The organism is Pseudofrankia sp. DC12 (genome assembly GCF_000966285.1).
Lineage (GTDB): Bacteria > Actinomycetota > Actinomycetes > Frankiales > Frankiaceae > Pseudofrankia.
Genome location: NZ_KQ031391.1, coordinates 2,253,090 through 2,271,248 on the forward strand (window position 1 = coordinate 2,253,090; position 18,159 = coordinate 2,271,248).

The window sequence follows — 18,159 nt, forward strand, 5'->3', positions numbered from 1 at the left end:
TCGGCAACGAGCAGCGGCCCCGTCCTCGCTTCCGGACCTCCCAGATCGGCTTCGCCGATCCGGCAGGGACCCCGCCGACGGGACCTACGCTCGCTGCCTCCTGCGCTCAGTGCTCGCCCTGGGGGGCCAGCGCCGCAACCGTCGGCGGGTCGTAGTCAAGCGCGCCGACCTTCGAAGCGCCACCGGGCGACCCGAGCTCCTCGAAGAAGCTCGCGTTCGTGTCGGTGTACGGCTTCCACTGCTCGGGCACATCGTCTTCGTAGTAGATGGCCTCAACCGGGCAGACCGGCTCACACGCACCGCAGTCGACGCACTCGTCAGGCTGGATGTAGAGCATCCGTCCGCCTTCGTAGATGCAGTCGACCGGGCACTCCTCGATGCAAGCCCTGTCCTTAACATCGACACAGGGCTCGGCGATGACGTAGGTCACCGGATGTTCCTCCTCGGCTCACGGGCGACTGATTCCTTAGTATCGACCTCGACCGTTCCGTGTCGACAGCAAGGGCGTTCGCTGGTCGTGTATGTCGTCCGCATCACTCTGGCCGACGTCGGCGCGCGGGTCGTGATCCGGCGCCGCATCGCGGGACCGGTGCCGCTGACGGACGTTATCGGAACCCTCCAGTCATGGACAGCCGGGGTGCTCACGGTCGTCGACGCGAATGGCGAGGTCACCAGCGTCACCGAGGGCGATCTCGTCGCGGCCAAGGTCGTCCCACCGCGGCCTGACCGGCGCCGGCCGGTGCCCGGCCCGCCGGACCCGGAGGACACCGGTCTGGAGGTCCATTGATGAGCGCCCGCAGCCGAGCCCGCTTCACCGATGTCGTCAGAAGGACTCCCATCGACCTCGCCCTCGCCTGCCAGCTGATCGCCACCGAGGCCGACCCGGAGGCCGAGACCGCCGACGTCCTCGGTGCCCTCGACCGGCTCACCGACGAGGCCCGCCCGGTGCTCGCGGCCAAGGTCTCCCGGGCCCGCGCGGCCGGCAGCCAGGCCGGGGACACGAAGGCCACGTCGGAGCCGCTGGACGCCGCCGAGGCGCTGCACGAGTCGCTCGGGCTGCGCGGCGGGTACTCGGGCCTTCAGGGCGACTACGACGACCTGCGCTCGTCGCTGCTGCCGGAGGTGCTGCGCCGCCGGCACGGCCTGCCGATCATCCTGTCGGTCATCTGGCTGGAGGTGGCCGCCAGGCTCGGAGTGCCGGCCTACCCGGTCGGGCTGCCGGGCCACATGGTCGTGGCGATCGGAACGCCGCGCGACAACGTGCTGGTCGACCCGTTCGCCGGGGGCCGGCGGATCACGGTCCACGACGCGGCCGCCCGGGTACGGGCCGCCGGCGTGCCGTTCAGCCGCGCCCAGCTCGCCCCGATGAACCGGGAAGACCTGCTCGCCCGGGTGTTGGGCAACATCCGCGTCCTGGCGGCCCGCGCGGACTCGACGTCGACCCGGCTGTGGGCAGTCGAGCTGTCCCTGCTGCTGCCACACCATCCCGCGAGCCTGCGCCGCGAGCGCGGCGAGCTGCGCATCCGTCGGGGTGACTACCTCGGCGGCGCCCGCGACCTGGCCACCTTCGCCGAGGCGGTGGACGCCGCCGAGCCGACGGCGGCCGCGGCGGCCCGCGCCGCCGCCCGCTCGGCCCGCTCCCGGCTCAATTGAGGCGGTCGGCCGGAACCGGGCGCTGAGCGCCCTGCGACCGCCCCGCCTGGTTCGGGGGGTGGGTGGAGCACGGAGGTGTTTCAGACGCTCGGTTCGGGCGCCAGAGCGCCCTCCCGCACGACGTATCGCGGCAGCCAAATACGGGCCAGCCCCGTTCCAGGGCCGCCGCCTTGCTCGCGTCCACGGCCAGCCGACGCCGGCGCTGGGCGACGCTACCGGTGCGAGCCGGGGGGCGGCAGCGTGAAGGCCGTCATGCCGCGCCTGGCGGGGCCGACCACGGCCACGGTGACGGGCGCGAGGGCGCCGAGGGCGAGGAACAGGTAGCCGGTGGTGGTGGCCCGCAACATCAGGTCACCCTCCGGACGGGACGAGCCGAGGGCGAGGACGACCGGGGCCCAGCCGACCAGCACCACGAGCGCGCCCAGGCGGGTCCCGGTCAGCCAGCGCACCATCAGTGGGACGGCCGTGTTGCCCACCAGCGCGAGCAGCAGGCCAGCCGACAGGAAGACGCCCCCCAGCCGCGGCCCCTCCGGCACCCAGACGACGCCGTAGAGGCCGAGGACGAAGCCGAGGACGAGCCCCAGCGCGTAGGCGGCGACGAGAAAGAGCCGCGGCGGGTTGGCCGGCCACCGGTCGGTCGAGCCCAGCCCCGTCACCCGGGCCGCGATCGAGTCCCGCGGCCGCGCGCCGGCGGCGCCCGCGTCCGGCCCGCCGGGTGCGGGCGAGCGCGGACCTGTGCTGGGGCGAGGCATACCTCGACAGTAGCCAGCCGCCGGACCGGCCCGCCAGGGACGGTGGCACAGCGGTTGCCCGGGCGGCAGCCCAGGCACCGCACGGGGTCCCGGCCCCTGGGCAGCCGGCTCGGGGGCCGCGATGAGATCACCACCATCGGGCCCCCGCCGGGGTGTCAGAGATCGAGGCCGGCGAAGAGGTCCGTCTCGTGCGCGGTGCCGTCCGGCCCGGTCGTGGGTACGGCCTCGCCCCGGGTCAGGACATAGTGGTCGACGGTGAACGCCGGCTGGCCGACCCCGTCGGCGAGGGCGAAGAAGAACCCGTCGACGGCGATCTGGGTGCGATGGGCCCGCAACGCGGCGAGCTTCGCGTCCAGGTACTCGGGCGCCTCGATCCGGGTCGTGATGGTCTCGTCGGGCACGCCCATCGGGACGTCGTCGGCGCTGGTCGCGCCGTGGAACGGGGTTCCCTCGACGTCCGAGAACCGCTCCACGGCGCGCTGGACGAACGACTTCGGCAGCGCCGTCTCGTACAGCTTCGACGGCGCCCAGGGCGCGCCGGCCTCCGGTGCGAAGTCCGGGTCCGCGGCCGCGGTGAACGCCCCGACGGTGATCTGGTGCGCACGGATGTGGTCCGGGTGGCCGTAGGCGCCATTGGAGTCGTAGCTGACCAGCACCTGCGGCCGGACGTCGCGGACGATTCGGACGAGCTCGGCGGTGGCCTCGGTGAGGTCGGCCTGCCAGAAGGAACGCGGGTCGTCGTTGCCGGCGGTGCCCATCATGCCGCTGTCCCGGAACCGGGCGGGGCCGCCGAGGTACCGCTGGTCTTCGAGGCCCAGGGCCGCGCAGGCCGCGGCCAGCTCGGACATCCGGTAGCCGCCGAGCTGGTCGCCGAGGTCGCTGCGCAGGTGCTCCAGCTCCGGGACGAGCACCTCGCCCAGCTCACCGAGCGTGCAGGTGACCAGCGTGACGCGGGTGTCCGGGGTGGCCGCGTAGTGGGCGATGGAGATCCCGGTGGCGATGATCTCGTCGTCCGGGTGGGCATGCACGAACATCACCCGGCGCGACGCGGCCCGGGCGAGGTCGGTGGGGCCGGGCTCGCCGGCTGCGCTCACTGCATCCCGGGTTCGCTCCGTCGCTTCACTCATCGCTCCCCCTCCTCCGCATCCGCGCCGGACGGGGACCCCGGCTCGCGGTCGTCCTCCGGGGTTCCTGCCGGATCGACGACAGGGTGCCTGCCGGATCGGCGGTGTCGATCCGGCAGGTCCGCGATCTGGAAGGTCCGCCTCGGACGTCCACTCCGCGAGCTCATCGCTCCCCGGACACGCTCCGCGTGCCCGGGTACCCCGCTCGCGCTCACGCGGCCGCCCCGTCGTAGCCGCCCGGGTTGCGCCGCTGGAACTCCCAGGCGTCGCGGCACATCTCGGTCAGGCCCCTGCTGGCCCGCCAGCCGAGCGTCTCGGCCGCGTACGCCGGATCGGCGTAGAGCGCCGCGACGTCGCCATCGCGCCGCGCGACCACCCGGTAGGGCAGCTCACGGCCGCAGGCGGCGCCGAACGCGGTCAGCAGCTCGCGGACCGACGTGCCCACCCCGGTGCCCAGGTTGACGACGCGGTAGCCGGCCTCGTCGTCGAGGTGCTCCAGCGCGGCCCGGTGGCCCTCGGCGAGGTCGACGACGTGGATGTAGTCACGGACGCCGGTGCCGTCGGCGGTCGGGTAGTCGTCGCCGAAGACCGACAGGTACTCACGGCGCCCGACCGCGACCTGCTGCAGGTAGGGCATCAGGTTGTTCGGGATGCCGCGCGGGTCCTCACCGAGCAGGCCCGACGGGTGGGCGCCGACCGGGTTGAAGTAGCGCAGCGCGATGACGTGCCAGCCGGGCTGGGCGGCGCAGACGTCCGCGAGGATCTGCTCGCACATCCACTTGGTGCGCGAGTAGGGGTTCGTCGGGCGGGCCGGCGCGTCCTCCCGGATCGGCAGGACGTCGACGTCACCGTGGATCGAGCAGGACGAGGAGAAGATCAGCTTGCGTGGGCCGTGCTCGCGCAGCGCCTCGACGAGACGCAGCGTCGCGTTGAGGTTGGTGTCGTAGTACTCGACCGGCATCGCCACGGACTCGCCGACGGCCTTGCGGGCCGCGAAGTGGATGACCGAGTCGAACGGCGTCGCCGCGAGCAGTTTGCCGAGCGCGGCGACGTCGAGGAGGTCGAGCTCGACGAACTCCAGGTTCGCGCCGGCCTCGCCGGCGACCGCCCGGATTCGCTCGACCGCACGCGGAGAGCTGTTCGAGAAGTTGTCCACGCCGACGACCCGGTGGCCGGCCGCCAGCAACTCGACGCAGGTGTGCGAGCCGATGAACCCCGCCGCCCCCGTCACCAGCACCGTCGTGTCCGCAGCTGACACAGCCCACCCGTCTCGTCGGTCCGGCGGCGCCTCCGCGCCCCGGATGCGCGCTTCTGCCCGGCCCTGACGGTACCGACCCGCCCGGCCCAGTCACGGCCCCGGGTACGGCGGGCCCGCAGAAATGCTTGAGGCCGCCCCCCGCCCACAACGGCGCGCAGGCGCGCCTGCGTCGGCGTGGGCCGCAAAGGCGAGCCGCGCCCACAACGACGCAGAGGCGCGCCTGCGCGGAGGCCCGTCCCCCGAGCGAAGCGAAAGGGGTTGGGCCGCAGCGCAGGTCGCCGCAGCGCCCGTGAGCGGAGGAGGACGCGGCACGGAGGTCCCTCGGGAGCGAAGCGAGTGAGGGGCCGCAGCGCCGCGCCCGGACGGAGCGAACCAGCAATACGGAGCGAACCAGAAACTCAGCTGAAGCGGCGGCGGGCGCGCAGCTTCTCGCGGTCGGCCGCCAGGAGCGCGACCTTGCGGATCCGGACCGTGGCCGGGGTCACCTCGACACACTCGTCCTCGCGGCAGAACTCCAGCGCCTGCTCCAGCGTGAGCTGGCGGTGCGGGGTCAGCCGGACCAGTTCGTCGCCGGTCGAGGAGCGCATGTTGGTGAGCTTCTTCTCCTTGGTCGGGTTGACGTCCATGTCGTCCGCCCGGGAGTTCTCACCGACGATCATGCCCTCGTAGACGTCGATCATCGGCGGGACGAACATCGTGCCGCGCTCCTGCAGGTTGAACAGGGCGTAGGCGGTCGTCGGCCCGGACCGGTCGGCCACCATCGAGCCGGTGGCCCGGGTGCGCAGCTCGCCGAACCAGGGCTCGTAGCCCTCGAAGACGTGGTGCAGCAGGCCGGTGCCGCGGGTCTCGGTGAGGAACTCGGTCCGGAAGCCGATCAGGCCACGCGCCGGCACCAGGTACTCCAGCCGGATCCAGCCGGTGCCATGGTTGATCATCTGCTCGACCCGGCCCTTGCGGACCGCGAGCAGCTGGGTCAGCGTGCCGAGGAACTCCTCGGGCGCGTCGATCGTGAGGCGCTCGACCGGCTCGTGCAGCCTGCCGTCGATCTCCCGGGTGACGACCTGCGGCTTGCCGACGGTGAGCTCGAAGTCCTCCCGGCGCATCAGCTCGACCAGGACGGCCAGCTGCAGCTCGCCACGGCCCTGGACCTCCCAGGTGTCCGGCCGCTCGGTCGGCAGCACCCGGATCGACACGTTGCCGACCAGCTCCGCCTCCAGGCGGGCCTTCACCAGGCGAGCCGTGAGCTTCTTGCCCGACTTGCCGGCCAGCGGCGAGGTGTTGACACCGATGGTCATGCTGATCGAGGGCTCGTCGACGGTGATGACCGGCAGCGGGCGCGGGTCCTCCGGGTCGGCGAGCGTCTCGCCGATGGTGATGTCCGGGATGCCGGCGATGGCGATGATGTCGCCGGGGCCGGCTGACTCGGCGGGGGCCCGGTCGAGTGCCTGGGTGACCAGCAGCTCGCTGACCTTCACCCGCTCCTGGGTGCCGTCGGCGCGGCAGAGCATGACCTGCTGGCCACGGCGGATCGTGCCGTTGTGTACCCGGCACAGCGCGAGCCGGCCCAGGTAGGGCGACGCGTCGAGGTTGGTGACCAGGGCCTGCAGCGGCGCGCCCTCGGTGTACGTCGGCGCCGGGATCGTCTCCATCAGCAGGTCGAACAGCGGCTTGAGGCCCGGCGAGTCCGGGCTGTCGCCGTCGTTCGGACGGGTCATCGACGCGCGGCCGAGCTTGGCGTTGCAGTACGCGATCGGGAAGTCGATCTGGTCCTCGTCCGCGTCGAGGTCCAGGAAGAGCTCGTAGGTCTCGTCGACGACCTCGGCGATCCGGGCGTCGGACCGGTCGACCTTGTTGATGACGAGGATCACCGGCAGCCGGGCGGCGAGCGCCTTGCGCAGCACGAACCGGGTCTGCGGCAGCGGGCCCTCGCTCGCGTCGACCAGGAGCAGCACGCCGTCGACCATCGCGAGGCCCCGCTCGACCTCGCCGCCGAAGTCGGCGTGGCCGGGAGTGTCGATGATGTTGACGGTCGTGTCGCCGAAGCGCACCGCGGTGTTCTTCGCGAGAATGGTGATGCCCTTCTCGCGCTCCAGGTCCATCGAGTCCATCACCCGGTCGGTGAGGTCCTCGCTCGCGTGCGCACTGAAGGCACCGGACTGGCGCAGCATCGCGTCGACGAGGGTTGTCTTCCCATGGTCGACGTGCGCGATAATCGCGATGTTGCGGCGGTCGGCGCGGCTGCGAACCTCGCCGGTGGTGGGCACGGTCTCGATGGCAGTGGTGGTTGACTCGGTGCTGGTGGGCACGGTGGCGGACTCCGGGGCGGACAGGGGGCGCTCGACCCCGAGATGGGCTTGACTGCTGGAACGCCCGGGTCCAACGTGACGGGACGCGGTTACGCGCCAAGCCAGGCGTGCCGACAGCCCGGGCGGCTCGACCGATGAGAATCCGGACGCCTGGAACTGCGACGTCCACATTCGATCATCGACATTCGATCATCGGCATCGACGACCGCATACGATCATGAACCGACTCGGGCTTTCGTTCCATGGTACGGACTCGCCCGGCGGGCTCACCTGACGCGAGAGCCTGGACATCCGTCCGCCAGCGAGATTTCAACAACAGGCCCTCCGCCGGCGGTGTCGCGCCGTAGGCGTCAGTCGCCCGCCGTCAGGGGTGCAGGGTCGAGCAGCCTGGCGCGCATCGCCTCGACCAGCGGCAGATCCGCCGGCAGCCAGGAGACGTCGTCCAGCTCCGCGACGGACAGCCAGCGCAGCTCACCGCCCTCGACCGCGCGGGGCGTCCCGGCCTGGACCCGGCCGAACCAGACGCGCAGCCGCCAGCCGGGACTGGCCAGGTCGGCCTGGCCGAGGAACGAGCCGATCTCGATCTCGACGTCGAGTTCCTCGCGGCACTCCCGCGCCAGCGCGTCCAGCTCGCCCTCGCCGGGCTCCACCTTGCCGCCTGGGAACTCCCACATCCCGGCGTAGGCGGGTGGCGACGTACGCCGGGCGGCCAGCACGCGCCGGGCCTCGTCGACGAGCGCGACCGCCACCACCAGCCGGCCCCGGCCCGACGCCGAGCTGACCGCCGCCCGGCCGCCGGCGGTGTCCCGCGAGCCCGCGGCACGGGCGACGCCTGGGTGTCCACCCGAACGACCGCCGGCCGCGGTGGGCCGGCCGGCACCGCCGGACCCGAGCGTGCCACCGAGCGCCCGGTCGGCGCCGACGGCGCCGCCCACGCCCAGCTCGGGATCCATGACTCTTGACTTTCCCAGAAGGCGGCCGCCTTGGGTATAGCCACCCAGTCTCAACTGGGACCTTTCACCTGACGGCGCCCACGCTGGTCGCGGGCGGTCAGACGGTGAGAAGGTGGGGCCATGCCCGACGTGCCGGAGCCGCCGGCACCGGCGGCCGACGAGCCGTCCTTCCCCGGGTCATCACTCTCAGCGGTCTCGGCGCAGGGCTTCCCTCCGGCCGCCGGGGTACGGGAGCCACCCGTGCGCACCACCCGGCCGGCGCCGGCTCCCACGCCGGGCTCGCCGGCCGTCGTCTGGATAACCCAGCCGCGGCCCGGCCGGATCTTCGGCGTCGACGCGGCGCGGGGCGCGGCACTGCTCGGGATGGCCGCCACGCACGTGCTGCCCGACTTCGACGCCGGCGGCCACCTGACCTGGGCGTTCCGGATCGCGGCTGGACGGTCGGCAGCGGCGTTCGCCGTGCTCGCCGGAGTGGCGCTCGCCCTCGTGACGGCTCGGGCCGCCCAGCCCCGCCTGGCGACGCTGGTGCGGGCGCTGTGCATCGGGCTGATCGGGCTCGTCCTGGGTGAGACCGGCACGCCGCTCGCGCTGATCCTCGTGTACTACGCGGTGTTCTTCCTGCTCACGCTGCCGCTGCTGCGGGCGCCCCACTGGGTCCTGGCCGTCGTCGCCGTGGCCGCGCTGGCCGGCGAGCCCTGGCTGAGCCAGCTCCTCCGCCCGCACCTGGCAGCGCCGATCACGGCGAATCCCACGTTCGGCGCGCTCGTGACCACGCCGGGGCGGCTCGCGCTGACACTGCTGCTGACCGGCTACTACCCAGCGCTCGCGTGGGTCGGGTACCTGGCGGTCGGGATGCTCGTCGGCCGGCTCGACCTGCGGTCCGCCCGGACCGCCGGGTGGCTGATCGCGGGGGGCACCGCGGCCGCGCTGACGGCGAAGGCGCTGTCCTGGCTCCTTCTCGGGCCGCTCGGCGGCCGGGCGGCGATTCTCGCCACGGACACGGTGCTTCCGGGGGTCGGGCCGGTGCCGCCAGCGGGGGCCGTGCGGCTGCTCGCCGCCGGGCTCTACGGGAGCACACCGACCCAGAGCTGGTGGTGGCTCGCCGTCTCGTCGCCGCACGCGACGACGCCGCTGGATCTGGCCCACACCACCGGGACGGCGATCGCGCTGCTGGGCCTGGCGCTGCTGGCCGCCCGGCTCGGCGCCGACGGCCGGCCTGGCCGGATCCTGCTCTGGCCGCTCGCCGCGGTCGGCTCGATGACGCTGACCTGGTACTCCCTGCACGCGGCGCTGCTGGCCACCGACGTGCTGCCGGCCGACCCGAACCGGTCCTACGTCCTGCAGGTCGTGGTGGCCCTCGTCGTCGCGAGCGCCTGGCGGGCGACCCGCCGCCGTGGCCCGCTCGAGGCCGCCGTCGCCGCGGCCGTCCGGGTCGCCACGCGCCCCGCCGCCGGACGAGGGGCCAGTCCCGGCGTGGCCAACACGGCCGGGTAACCACGCGCGGACAACCTGTCTGGGCGGGCCGTCCGCGGACCGACAGGTCGCGATGGTGCGCGGCTACCGGCCCCGCGCTGCCAGGGCCGAGCCACGGACGGCCGGCGGGAGCGCCGCCGCGGCGAAGCTCACAACGGTGGCGACCGAGCCCACGACCAGCAGCAGTGCCCGACCAGCGGCCGCGGGCCGGCCGCGCAACGCCAGCCGCAGCCCGTCGAACACCCCAGCCGGGAGAACGCGCAGCAGGAAGTCCTGCTCGGGGCCCAGCGGCGACCGCCGACGTCCCGCCCGTACCGGCCCGCCGCCATCACGGGTGATCATCCGGAGAACCGCCTTCGAGCGCCCCTCCTCCCAGCACCGACGCACGACGTACATCACCGAGCTCCGCTCCCGCGGCACTCGATGATGGATCACGGCCGCCGGCTCATACAGAAACCGGCCGCCTCGATGCAGCCGCTGCGCCCGAATGCAGAACTCCGTCTCCTCGCACCCGGCAGCGCCCTTCGCCTTACGCCCCAGGCGGTCGTCAAAACCGCCGACCTCGTCGAAAAGCCCGCGCCGGAACAACGCGCACCCGCCGAACACGTTGCGGACCGGCTGCCGAGACCGCGGCAGGCCCCGGTGGCTACACCCGACGGTCCACAGCAGCTCATCCGGGAACCACGCCGGCTGCCGATACTCCCAGGCCGGCAGCGTCCGGCCGCCGACCCCCAGCACATCCGGGGAGTCCTCCACCGCTGCTACCAGGGACTCCAGCCAGGTGGGCTCCGCCGTCGCGTCATCATCCAGAAAGGCCACGAGATCCGTCGTGACCGCCTTCAGCCCCGTGTTCCGGGCATTCGACAGACCCGTGCGACCACCGGTCGACAGGATCAGCTCGTCACCGTCGCGGTCATAGAGCTTCTTCAGCAGATCGTCGTCGCCGTCGACAACCACAACCACCTGGGCGGGCTTGTAGGTCTGCACCCGCAGCGACGCCAGCGCCGCCACCAGCAGCGGGAAACGCGAGACCAGGTGACTACAGACGACAACACTCACCGTGCTCACACGGCCTCCTCCGCTCGCTGCGCGCCGACTCGGTCCGGACCAGCCGCGAGATGCAACCCGCCGCCCGGGTGCGGCCCTGTGGCCGACACCGCGGCGATGCTCGCAGGCCCACCCGAGGGGAGCCCGGCCTGAGGACGCCGACGTCCGTGACGCGCGGCGAACCAGGCAACCCGGCAGTAGCGGAAGATTACGCCACGCCCCCGTGGCCCGGCCGGGCCGCTTGTCGCCGCCCGGGCCGCCCGCTGCCGGGGAGGGTCAGACGTTGAACCTGAAGTCGACGACGTCGCCATCGGCCATGACGTAGTCCTTGCCCTCCATCCGGACCTTGCCCGCGGCGCGGGCGGAGGCGATGGAGCCCGCGGCGATCAGGTCGTCGAACGAGACGATCTCCGCCTTGATGAAGCCGCGCTGGAAGTCGGTGTGGATCACTCCGGCAGCCTCGGGCGCCGTGTCGCCCTTCCGGATGGTCCAGGCACGCGCTTCCTTCGGGCCGGCGGTGAGGTAGGTCTGCAGGCCAAGGGTGTGGAAGCCGATCCTGGCCAACGCCGCGAGGCCGCTCTCGGTCTGGCCGAGCGAGGCGAGCAGCTCCGCGGCGTCCTCCTCGGGCAGCTCCGCCAGCTCGGCCTCGACCTTGGCGCACAGCACGACCGCGTCGGCCGGGGCGACGAGCCCGGTCAGCTCCTTGCACCGCGCGTCGTCGGACAGGACGTCCTCATCGACGTTGAACACGTAGAGGAAGGGCTTGGCCGTCAGCAGGAACAGCTCACGCAGCGCCACCAGGTCGATCTTCGGCTCGGACGACAGCGGCCGGCCCGCATCGAGGACCTCGCGCGCGGCCTCGACGGCGCTCAGCAATGCCTGCTTGGACTTGTCCATCCTGGCCTCCTTGGCCAGGCGGGGCAGCCGGTTGTCGACGGTCTGCAGGTCGGCGAGGATCAGCTCCGTGTTGATCGTGGCGATGTCGTCGGCAGGGTCGACCCGGCCCTCGACGTGCACGACGTCCGGGTCGGAGAACACCCGGACCACCTGGCACACCGCGTCCGACTCGCGGATGTTGGCCAGGAACTTGTTGCCCAGCCCCTGCCCCTCGGCCGCGCCGCGCACCAGGCCCGCGATGTCGACGAAGCTCACCGTCGCCGGCACCACCCGCGGGTCGCCGTACAGCTTGGCCAGCGCGGCAAGGCGCGAGTCCGGCACTCCGACGACGCCGACATTGGGCTCGATCGTCGCGAAGGGATAGTTGGCCGCCACCACGTCGTTCCTGGTCAACGCATTGAACAGCGTCGACTTACCGACGTTGGGCAGCCCGACGATGCCGATCGACAGACCCATGGCCCTGAGTCTAGGGCTCGGGGAGTTTTGTCGGTGGCGCGTGATTGCCTGGGGGCATGGACGCCACCGGGGTGCTGCTGGCCTTGCTCTGCCTCGCGGTCGGTGGGGTGGGTGGGTACGTCGTGGGTCGGCAGGGGGCTCGGCAGCGGGCCGTGGCGGATGTGGCGGGGATGCGCACCGCGCTGGAGTACGAGCGGCGTTCGGCCACGGAGCGGGCCGAGCTTGTCGAGCACAGCCAGCGGCGGCTCGCCGAGACGTTCGAGGCGTTGTCGGCGCGGGCGCTCGAAGGCGCGAGCCGGCAGTTCCTGCAGCTCGCCGCGGCCCGGTTCGACGAGGCGGGCACCCGCGCCAGCGGGGATCTGGAAGCGCGCCGCGCCGCCGTCGAAAGCCTCGTCGCGCCGCTGCGGGAGACGCTGACCAGGATGGAGGACCGGCTGCGCGAGCTGGAGACGGCACGCACCGAGGCCTACGCGACGCTCGTCGAGCAGGTCCGCTCGGTGCGCGAGGCGTCCGACGGGCTGCGCACACAGACGGCGCAGCTCGTGACGGTGCTGCGCAAGCCACAGGCCCGCGGCGCCTGGGGCGAGCTGCAGCTGCGCCGGGTCGTCGAGGTCGCCGGCATGCTGAACCGCTGCGACTTCACCGAGCAGCAGACGATCACCGGCGACGGCGGCGAGGCGGCCCAGCGGCCGGACCTGGTCGTCCACCTGGTCGGCGGGCGCAGCATCGTCGTCGACTCGAAGGTCCCGCTGGCCGCGTTCCTGGAGGCGGCCGAGGCCGCCGACGAGGCCGTCCGCGCCGAGCGGCTCGCCGCGCACGCCCGGCACGTGCGCACCCATGTCGACCAGCTGAGCTCGAAGGCCTACTGGCGCCGGCTCGACTCGCCCGAGTTCGTGGTCCTTTTCATCCCGGCCGAGGCCTTCCTCGCGCCCGCGCTCGACCACGACACGGGCCTGCTCGAATACGCAGCCGGCCGTAACGTGGTGATCGCCACCCCCACCACCCTGATCGCGCTGCTTCGCACCGTCGCCCACGCCTGGACGCAGGACGTGCTGACCACCCGGGCAAAAGAGGTCTATGACCTTGGCAAGGAGCTCTACAGCCGCCTTGGGACCCTCGGCGAACACGTAGATCGGCTCGGCACGTCGCTCGGCCGGGCGGTCGAGAGCTACAACGCGACGGTCGGCTCGCTGGAGAGCCGAGTGCTGGTGCAGGCACGCCGGCTCGCCGCGATGGAGTTCGTCGAGGACGAGCTCACCGGTCCACGGCCAGTCGAGCTCGGGGTCCGCCCGCTCACCGCTCCCGAGCTACGGATCGACACCGATGCCCGGCCGCCGGCCGCCGTCGGGTCGGATTCGGCCGACGCTCCGGGAGCCATCAGCGCCTCGGAGCCCACCGTGGTGGAGCTCGTATCGTCGGTTCCCACCGCGGCGGCAGCGGCCGGCCCGAACACCGTTGGTGTCGACGGCGCTTCGCGGAGTGCTTGAAGTCACACGGACCGCCAGCGAGATCGGCGGATGGTACGGCCGCGACGTATCGCTCTGACGTTTTCTTAAAGCTGGGGCGGTACGTTGCCCCCGTGAGCCTCCCCGACCGGGAACCCGCGGGCTCGCGCGGGCGCGCCGAGCGCCCGCGTGGGTCAGTCGACCGAGCCTCCGTCGGCCGACGGCGTCCCACCCTGCAGCCAACGACGGTCATCAGCCAGAACCGCCGTGGGCTCACCGCCTTCGGTGCGTCGCTGACCGTACTGATCATCAGTGCGGTGGGCGCGGCCGCGGACGTCGCCGTGTTCGGCAGCCTCAGCTGGATCTTCGGCGTCCTGTTCGTGCTGGCCTGTGTGGCCAGTGCGCTGCGCACCCACGTCGACGACCTGGTCGGAGTGGCGATCATGCCGCCGTTGATCTACGCGGTGATCACCATCGCGGTCGGAATCCTGCATCCGGCCTCTGGGAGCGGCGGCGGGCTGCGGTCCGAGGCCATCGACATCGGTTCCGAACTGATCCTGCGCGCCCCGAGCCTGTTGATCGCCGAGGTTCTGGTCGTACTCGTCACTCTCGTCCGCGCCCGCCGGGCGACGGTTGCCCGGCGGGAACGCGCTCGCGCCCTGGCCAGCCGGGGCCGCCGCGACCGCGACGACTTCACCCCGCGCTGACCTGGGTGCCGGCCGCCGGCTGGCCCAGACCGCCGGCCGATCCGGAACGGCTGGCCCGGCGGCACCGCGACGAGGTAATTCATCAAGCGCACGCCGCTTGACCACACGGCCGGAACACTGACGCGGCCGGCACGTCCGGGCCAGGGATCGATCCTGGCGATGCACGACCGCGTGCCGTGTTATCAACGTGTTATGTGCAAGTGGTCCGGGAAGCGCGGCGCGTTCGCCGCCTGGCTGCATACCTGCACCTGTGGCCATGCTTTCCTGGTACACCAGCACTATCGGGCTGGCACCGATTGCGGATTGTGCGAGTGCGCCCGATTCTCGCGTTTCCGACGAAACTTCCCATAACCACGCATCCGGCGGGGCAGAAGAGCCGCCTCCGAGGCGTCGATCGGAAAGGTCAGCGGCACTGATCGCCGCGGCGGGCCGGACGAGCCCGGCGCCGGGCCCCCCAAGGTCCGCGCGAGCCGGCTCCCGTCGACGGGCTGGCCCCGGTCGAGACGCAGCCCGGCTGTCATCGCGTCCCGCCGCGCGGCTACTGCGCCGGGGTGGCCGACCCGCCTCGGGGGGACCACAGCCAGCTGGCCCGAGACCGCTGAGAGCAGGGCCGACGAGCCCGTCTCCACCCGTGGCCACGGCCAGCCGCCCCGGCCGCCGTCGCGACCCGCGTCCGGCCGACCGCGCTCCGGAATGAACCGGCACCGACGGGTCAAGGCCTGTATCGCACGCCTCATAGCGACCGAGGACCCAGAGCGCCCGGATGCTACCGTTACTGCGCGATGGGGGTCAGACCTGGCAACTCAGGCCTGGTACGCAGAACGGCACCACAAAAATGGCGAGCACGGGAAACACCGGGGGCGGGGGCCGGTCTCGGGCCCAGAATTGTCACCAGAACGTCGGTAAACTGCCACCTCGTTCAGGGACCACGACAACGTCGCACTGCCACGCACACTTGCGGCGTAAGCGCTCGTCAGGCCGCCGGACACGCTGGACCGTGGAATGCCGACATCCGGCGCAGGGCGGGGACGCCCGAGGCTCACCCGACGAGGCGTCGCGCGCGAATCCAGGGGGAAACTTGACCGCGACAGGCCAAGGGCCGGCGATCAGCATCGTCATTCCGACGCTGAACGAGGCTCGAAACGTGCCACACATCTTCCGCATCCTGCCGCGCGATGCGGAGATCGTCCTGGTCGACGGCCGCTCCACCGACGGCACGGAGGACGTGGCGCGCGCCCTGCGTCCGGACTGCGTCATCGTGCACCAGACCAGGAAGGGCAAGGGCAACGCGCTGGCGGCCGGGTTCGCCGCCGCGACCGGCGACATCATCGTGATGCTCGACGCCGACGGCTCGGCGGATCCGGCCGAGATCAAGGACTTCGTCCAGGTCCTCGTCGACGGCGCCGACTTCGCGAAGGGGTCCAGGTTCATCAAGGGTGGCGGCAGCAGCGACATCACCCGGCTGCGGTCCAGGGGCAACCTCGGGCTGAGCGCCCTGGTCAACTTCCTGCTGCGGCACCGGTTCACCGATCTCTGCTACGGCTACAACGCGTTCTGGTCGTACTGCCTGCCCGTGCTGGACCTCCGCCCCGGTGAGGAGGGCGGGGAACCGCAGTGGGGTGACGGCTTCGAGGTCGAGACCCTTATCAACATCCGGGCGGCCCGCGGCGGGCTGAACATCATCGAGGTGCCCAGCTACGAACACCCGCGGTTGATGGGCGTTACCAACCTCAATGCATTCTCGGACGGCATGCGCGTACTACGGACTATTTTCGTCGAGGCGTTCCGTCCGCTGCCCAGAGGGGTGCTCCTGGAAGCCGCGTACGGGCGCGCTCAGCTGCGCCGCCGGCTCGCCGCCGAGGAGCAGCAGCCGGCCACCGAGTCCTACCGTCGTCCGGCCTGACCGCGGCCACGCGGCAGGCGAATCCGGCCTGCCGGCGGGAGAGACCCGGCAGGCCGGCCGAAGCCGGCGTGCCCGGGAGCGTCTCCTAGAACGGGACGGTCGAGTAGGCCTGCAGCTTGGTGAGCTGGTGCTGGCTGTCGACGCGGCGGATGGTTCCGCTCCGTGAGCGCATCACCAGCGAGGATGTGCTCGCGCCGCCGGGGCGGTAGCGGACGCCCGCGAGCAGCTCACCGTCGGTGATGCCCGTCGCGACGAAGAAGACGTTGTCGCTGTTGACGAGGTCCCGGGTGGACAGCACCCGGTTGACGTCGAGGCCGGCGGCGATGACCTTCGCCCGCTCGACGTCGTCCCGGGGCCACAGCCGGCCCTGGATGACACCCCCGAGGCAGGTGACGGCACAGGCCGTGATGATGCCCTCCGGGGTGCCGCCGACCCCGAGCAGCAGATCGACACCGGTGTCGTCGGAGGCGGCCATGACGGCGCCGGCGACGTCTCCGTCGGAGATCAGCTTGACGCGGGCGCCGGTGGCCCGGATCTCGTCGACCAGGCCGGCATGGCGCGGACGGTCGAGCACGACGACGGTGACGTCGCGCGGGTGGATGCCCTTGGCCTTCGCGACCGCGCGGACGTTGTCCTCGACGGAGGCCGTGATGTCCACGACGGAGGCTGCCTCGGGGCCGGTGACGAGCTTGTCCATGTAGAAGCAGACGCTCGCGTCGTACATCGTGCCGCGCTCGCTGACGGCCATCACCGAGACGGCGTTGTTCATGCCCTTGGACGTCAGTGTGGTGCCGTCCACCGGGTCGACGGCGACGTCGCACTCCGGGCCTTCGCCGGAGCCGACCTCCTCGCCGTTGAACAGCATCGGGGCTTCGTCCTTCTCGCCCTCGCCGATGACGACGACGCCGCGCATCGACACGGTGCCGACCAGCCGGCGCATCGCGTCGACGGCGGCACCGTCCGCCCCGTTCTTGTCGCCGCGGCCCACCCAGCGGGCGGCCGCGAGCGCGGCGGCCTCGGTGACGCGGACCAGCTCGAGCGCCAGGTTGCGGTCGGGCGCCTGGCCCTGGACGGCAAGCGGTTCGGGGACGGCCGCGCTCTCATGTGCCACGGCAGAAGCGTAGTGGTCCGGTCCGTTCTCGGCCCACACTTGTGACGGCCGCCCAATGTCCTTGACGCGAACCGTCGTGTCCTTGACGCGAACCGTCGTGTCCTTGACGCGAACCGTCGTGTCCCTGGCCCCTGGCGGGAACCCTCGTGCCTGTAACGGAACCTCGCGTCCCTGACGGGAGCCCGCCGGTAGGACGCGGCACCCAACGGCGCGATTCGGCCAGGAATCTGGCCAATCGGCCGGGCGGCCGGGCGGCCGGCCGAGGGGCACCGGCCCAGCGCCACGGGACCGCGTCGACACGGCCGGCGCGAAGACCGAAGCATGAGGCGACCGTCACGCCCCCTCCGCATGACGGTCGCCCCTGCTTCGCTACAGACGCCGCCCGACCCCGAAAGGTTGCGTCCGCGTCCGGTGGGTGTCGGGCGCCACGCTCCCCGGTCCGCCGGACGGTCACGAGGCCTGGATGATGGGGGTGTGGCACGTGCGCGTGGTCAGGAGACCGTCCGGGACATGGTGCTCTCGCTTGCCGTGGTGATGGCGGGTGTGCTCGTGTTCTTCCTCTTCGTGATGCCGAGAGGCAATGGCCAGCCGATCAAGGTGGTGTCCGACGCGACGACATCCGTCCAGTCGTTCGCCCGGCAGGCGCCCTATCCGGTGCTCGCGCCGACCGGACTCGGCCAGAGCCTCTGGAAGCCGACCTCGGTGCGGATGCAGGTCCCCGGCTCGGTCGCCGGCCAGGCACACCAGGCCATGCTCACGATCGGTTACGTGATCGACCGCAAGAACGACCGGACCTATGCCCGGTACGAGGTCACCAACGACCCGAACGCCGTGCAGCAGCAACTCGGCAACCGGCCGGTGACCGGCACGACGACGCTCGGCGGCCAGGCCTGGGAGCTGCGCCCGGACGACGACGGCCACCTGGCCCTCACCCGCGCCGCCGGAGCCGCCACGATCATCGTCGACGACGGAGCCGGTCCCGGCGGTGCCGACCGGGCCGATCTGGAGGCCCTCGCCGCGTCGCTGCGCCCGGTCCCTGCCACGGCGACCTGACCGGACCCGCCACAGAACGCC

At 72.2% G+C, this 18,159-nt stretch carries 16 protein-coding genes; 7 read left to right on the forward strand and 9 right to left on the reverse strand.

Annotated features, from left to right (window positions below; translation table 11 throughout):
• Positions 1 to 106 precede the first annotated feature (106 nt).
• Positions 107 to 430 carry a ferredoxin gene (fdxA, locus tag FRADC12_RS09100; RefSeq protein WP_045876339.1) on the reverse strand — a complete coding sequence of 108 codons (324 nt, stop codon included), beginning with the start codon at positions 428 to 430 and terminating at the stop codon, positions 107 to 109.
• 87 nt (positions 431 to 517) lie between these two features.
• Here fdxA and FRADC12_RS09105 point away from each other — a divergent pair, with 87 nt between their 5' ends.
• Together FRADC12_RS09105 and FRADC12_RS09110 are read left to right on the forward strand one after the other, a co-directional pair.
• Entirely contained in the window at positions 518 to 787 is a 270-nt protein-coding gene (locus FRADC12_RS09105) for a putative acetyltransferase (protein WP_052710775.1), read from the forward strand.
• On the forward strand, positions 787 to 1,653 hold the full coding sequence (locus FRADC12_RS09110; RefSeq protein WP_045876340.1) for a transglutaminase family protein: 867 nt from the start codon (positions 787 to 789) through the stop codon (positions 1,651 to 1,653). Before FRADC12_RS09105 ends, FRADC12_RS09110 begins: the two co-directional genes overlap by 1 nt.
• 212 nt (positions 1,654 to 1,865) lie before the next feature.
• Here the strand turns inward: FRADC12_RS09110 and FRADC12_RS09115 are convergent, their stop codons facing one another.
• The 5 genes from FRADC12_RS09115 to FRADC12_RS09135 form a co-directional block, all read right to left on the reverse strand.
• Positions 1,866 to 2,405: a DUF6113 family protein gene (locus FRADC12_RS09115; RefSeq protein WP_045876341.1), complete on the reverse strand. Its 540-nt coding sequence runs from the start codon at positions 2,403 to 2,405 to the stop codon at positions 1,866 to 1,868.
• 155 nt (positions 2,406 to 2,560) lie between these two features.
• Positions 2,561 to 3,439 carry an N-acetyl-1-D-myo-inositol-2-amino-2-deoxy-alpha-D-glucopyranoside deacetylase gene (gene mshB, locus FRADC12_RS09120; protein ID WP_045879299.1) on the reverse strand — a complete coding sequence of 293 codons (879 nt, stop codon included), beginning with the start codon at positions 3,437 to 3,439 and terminating at the stop codon, positions 2,561 to 2,563.
• A gap of 301 nt (positions 3,440 to 3,740) precedes the next feature.
• Positions 3,741 to 4,787: a UDP-glucose 4-epimerase GalE gene (galE, locus tag FRADC12_RS09125; RefSeq protein ID WP_198152835.1), complete on the reverse strand. Its 1,047-nt coding sequence runs from the start codon at positions 4,785 to 4,787 to the stop codon at positions 3,741 to 3,743.
• Between the two features lie 398 nt (positions 4,788 to 5,185).
• The gene (gene typA, locus FRADC12_RS09130) at positions 5,186 to 7,051 is read right to left on the reverse strand and encodes a translational GTPase TypA (RefSeq protein ID WP_045879300.1); all 1,866 of its coding nucleotides are present in this window, start codon (positions 7,049 to 7,051) and stop codon (positions 5,186 to 5,188) included.
• A gap of 392 nt (positions 7,052 to 7,443) precedes the next feature.
• Positions 7,444 to 7,848 (reverse strand): (deoxy)nucleoside triphosphate pyrophosphohydrolase, encoded by a 405-nt coding sequence (locus FRADC12_RS09135; RefSeq protein WP_045879301.1) that lies wholly within the window; start codon positions 7,846 to 7,848, stop codon positions 7,444 to 7,446.
• A 318-nt stretch (positions 7,849 to 8,166) separates the two neighbouring features.
• On the opposite strand from FRADC12_RS09135, the gene FRADC12_RS09140 reads away from it, so the two are divergent.
• Positions 8,167 to 9,540: a heparan-alpha-glucosaminide N-acetyltransferase domain-containing protein gene (locus tag FRADC12_RS09140; protein WP_084010534.1), complete on the forward strand. Its 1,374-nt coding sequence runs from the start codon at positions 8,167 to 8,169 to the stop codon at positions 9,538 to 9,540.
• A gap of 63 nt (positions 9,541 to 9,603) precedes the next feature.
• Here FRADC12_RS09140 and FRADC12_RS09145 read toward each other — a convergent pair whose 3' ends face one another.
• Both FRADC12_RS09145 and ychF read right to left on the reverse strand, forming a co-directional pair.
• Positions 9,604 to 10,587 carry a glycosyltransferase family 2 protein gene (locus tag FRADC12_RS09145; RefSeq protein ID WP_045876343.1) on the reverse strand — a complete coding sequence of 328 codons (984 nt, stop codon included), beginning with the start codon at positions 10,585 to 10,587 and terminating at the stop codon, positions 9,604 to 9,606.
• Positions 10,588 to 10,842: 255 nt separating this feature from the next.
• On the reverse strand, positions 10,843 to 11,919 hold the full coding sequence (gene ychF / locus FRADC12_RS09150; RefSeq protein ID WP_045876344.1) for a redox-regulated ATPase YchF: 1,077 nt from the start codon (positions 11,917 to 11,919) through the stop codon (positions 10,843 to 10,845).
• Between the two features lie 56 nt (positions 11,920 to 11,975).
• Between ychF and FRADC12_RS09155 the strand changes: the two genes are divergently transcribed.
• From FRADC12_RS09155 to FRADC12_RS09165, 3 genes are all read left to right on the forward strand, one after another.
• Entirely contained in the window at positions 11,976 to 13,406 is a 1,431-nt protein-coding gene (locus FRADC12_RS09155) for a DNA recombination protein RmuC (RefSeq protein WP_045876345.1), read from the forward strand.
• Positions 13,407 to 13,498: 92 nt separating this feature from the next.
• On the forward strand, positions 13,499 to 14,071 hold the full coding sequence (locus FRADC12_RS09160; protein WP_084010535.1) for a DUF6542 domain-containing protein: 573 nt from the start codon (positions 13,499 to 13,501) through the stop codon (positions 14,069 to 14,071).
• A gap of 1,078 nt (positions 14,072 to 15,149) precedes the next feature.
• Positions 15,150 to 15,974: a glycosyltransferase family 2 protein gene (locus FRADC12_RS09165; protein ID WP_045876346.1), complete on the forward strand. Its 825-nt coding sequence runs from the start codon at positions 15,150 to 15,152 to the stop codon at positions 15,972 to 15,974.
• An 85-nt stretch (positions 15,975 to 16,059) separates the two neighbouring features.
• Here FRADC12_RS09165 and glpX read toward each other — a convergent pair whose 3' ends face one another.
• Entirely contained in the window at positions 16,060 to 17,085 is a 1,026-nt protein-coding gene (glpX, locus tag FRADC12_RS09170) for a class II fructose-bisphosphatase (RefSeq protein WP_198152836.1), read from the reverse strand.
• A gap of 474 nt (positions 17,086 to 17,559) precedes the next feature.
• Here glpX and FRADC12_RS09175 point away from each other — a divergent pair, with 474 nt between their 5' ends.
• The gene (locus tag FRADC12_RS09175) at positions 17,560 to 18,138 is read left to right on the forward strand and encodes a DUF4245 domain-containing protein (protein ID WP_084010536.1); all 579 of its coding nucleotides are present in this window, start codon (positions 17,560 to 17,562) and stop codon (positions 18,136 to 18,138) included.
• The last annotated feature ends 21 nt before the right edge of the window (positions 18,139 to 18,159 follow it).